Origin of the sequence: Occallatibacter sp. (assembly GCF_049802275.1) — a bacterium.
GTDB lineage: Bacteria > Acidobacteriota > Terriglobia > Terriglobales > Acidobacteriaceae > Telmatobacter.
Window position 1 is genome coordinate 1 of the sequence record NZ_JBARMD010000127.1, and the last position, 2,435, is coordinate 2,435.

Genomic DNA, 2,435 nt, shown 5'->3' on the forward strand with positions numbered 1-2,435 from the left:
TCGTCTGCGCATCTTGAAGCAGAGAAGCAGCGGGGCGGCCAGCGATCTCGGCAGGAAACATTCATCGTGGCTGGTAAACTGGCTCCAGTCCCAGTGAAAGAGATGAGCGTATTGTGGCTTTAACCCAAGTGGCATCTTCTCAACAAAAATCGGCTCTGACGTTTCAGGAATTGTTGTTTCGCCTGCAGGGATTCTGGGCGGAGCGCGGGTGTGTGCTGCAGCAACCGTACGACGTAGAAGTGGGCGCGGGCACGATGGCTCCCGAGACGTTTTTGCGCGTGCTCGGGCCGAAGCCTTACCGGGTCGGCTATGCCCAACCTTCGCGCCGGCCCGCCGATGGGCGCTATGGCGAGAACCCTAACCGGCTGTTCAAACATACCCAGTTTCAGTTGATTCTGAAGCCCCCGCCGGTGAATGTGCAGGAGTTGTATCTCCAGTCACTTGAGGCGATTGGGATCGATCTCTCAAAGCATGACATCAAGTTTGAAGAAGACAACTGGGAGTGGCCGGCGGGGGGCGCCTGGGGCGTGGGCTGGCAGGTGATGCTGGATGGATTGGAGATTACGCAGTTCACCTATTTTCAGCAGTGCGGCGGGATGGACCTGGATCCAATGTGTGCTGAGCTGACGTATGGGCTGGAGCGGATTGCGGCTTTCATTCAGGATGTGGACTCGATCTACGACATTGTTTGGGCGCGCGATCCCCGAGAGAATGAGTCCGGATCGGGCGCGGTGGTGACCTACGGCGAAGTGCGGCTGGCCGAGGAACTGCAGTTTTCGGTTTACAACTTTGAGGAAGCCGAAGTGCCGATGCTTTGGAAGCATTTCAACCTGTACGAGGCGGAGGCGCAGAACCTGATGCTGCTGGCGACTGAGTTGATGGCGAGCAAGACGGCAAGCGTGGAGGAGAAGAAGAGGTTTCCGCTGCTGCCGACGTATGAGCTGGCTCTGAAGTGTTCGAACCTGTTCAACATTCTGGATGCTCGGGGAGCGATCAGCGTGACGGAGCGGGTGGGTGTGATTGGGCGCATTCGGGCGTTGGCGGTGGGTGTGGCGAAGGCGTATGCGATGCAGCAACAAGCTGCTGTTTAACCTCGTGCTTTCCCACCCATGCCGCGATGAAGCCGCGCCATGGATGGGGCACCCAATGGTTTGGCGGGATGGCGGAGTTAGCCGCGCTTCGCGCGCGTTCGCGGAGTTAGCGAGAAAGAATTGAATTCATGTCTGACTTTTTATTTGAGATTGGGCTGGAGGAAGTTCCAGCCCGGATGATTGCAGGGGCCGAGGCGGAGCTGGGGCGACGCGTGCACGATCTGCTTGCGCGCGAACGGTTGCTCGAAGACGGCGCGACAGTGAAAACCTACTCGACGCCGCGGCGGCTTGCTGTGCTGGTGGAAGGCGTTCGTGCGGCGCAGGCCGACGTAGAAGAGAAACTGACGGGGCCGTCGTGGACTGTCGCGTTCAAAGATGGCGCTGCTACGAAGGCTGCCGAGGCTTTTGCGAAGAAGGCGTGCGTTGCGGTTGATGCGCTGGAGAAGGTGACGACGGCGAAGGGCGAGTATGTGGGCGCAACGGTGAGACGCGCAGGCAAAGCAGTCGCGGAGATTCTGACTGCCGATCTGCCGAAGGAAGTGCTGGCGATTTACTGGGCGAAGAATATGTACTGGCGCGCGGGCAAGCCGGAGAGGTTTGTGCGGCCGGTGCGTTGGGTCGTCGCCATGATGGATGCTGCGGTTGTGCCGCTGGAGATTGCTGGAATCGAGGCTGCGAATGTGAGCCGCGGACATCGGATCATTCACGGGGATGCGCCAGTCGTTATCGGGTCTGCGAAGGAATATGCAGAGACGCTGCGTGGTGCAAGTGTGGTTGTGGATGTTGCGGAGCGGCGGCAAGCAATTCGCAAGGCACTGGACGAGGTGACGCGGACCGTGCCGGGCGCTCGCTGGCGCGAGGATGAGGGATTGGTGGAGACCGTCACGCACCTGACGGAGTGGCCGTCGGTGATTCTTGGAGATTTTGAGCCGGAATATCTGTCGCTGCCCGAAGAGGTGCTGGTGACGGTGATGCGCGATCACCAGAAGTATTTTGCGGTGGAAGATGCGAATGGGAAGCTGGCTCCGCATTTTCTCGCGGTGTTGAATACGAAGGCCGATGACGAGGGTCAGGCGATTATCCGGCATGGGAATGCGCGGGTGCTGCGGGCGCGGTTCAAGGATGCGCGGTTCTTCTGGGATTTCGATCAGAAGGTGCCGCTGGCCGAGCGCGTGGAGAGCCTGAAGAACGTTACGTTCCAGAAAGAGCTGGGTTCGTATCACTGGAAGACGGAAGAGAACCTGGAATCAGCGAGCTTTTTGTCTGAGCTTGCGGCGAAGGCAGGGGTTCAGCACAACAGCGAAGCGTTGATGACTGCGGTGCGGCTGGCGAAAACGGACCTGA

2 protein-coding genes are annotated in these 2,435 nt (G+C 59.3%); both read left to right on the top strand.

From position 1 onward, the window contains the following. The first annotated feature begins 113 nt into the window (after positions 1-113). On the top strand, positions 114-1,091 hold the full coding sequence (locus WA354_RS04190; RefSeq protein ID WP_472811757.1) for a glycine--tRNA ligase subunit alpha: 978 nt from the start codon (positions 114-116) through the stop codon (positions 1,089-1,091). A gap of 128 nt (positions 1,092-1,219) precedes the next feature. Continuing rightward, the coding region (gene glyS, locus WA354_RS04195; protein ID WP_472811758.1) for a glycine--tRNA ligase subunit beta at positions 1,220-2,435 on the top strand (1,216 nt) is incomplete at its 3' end.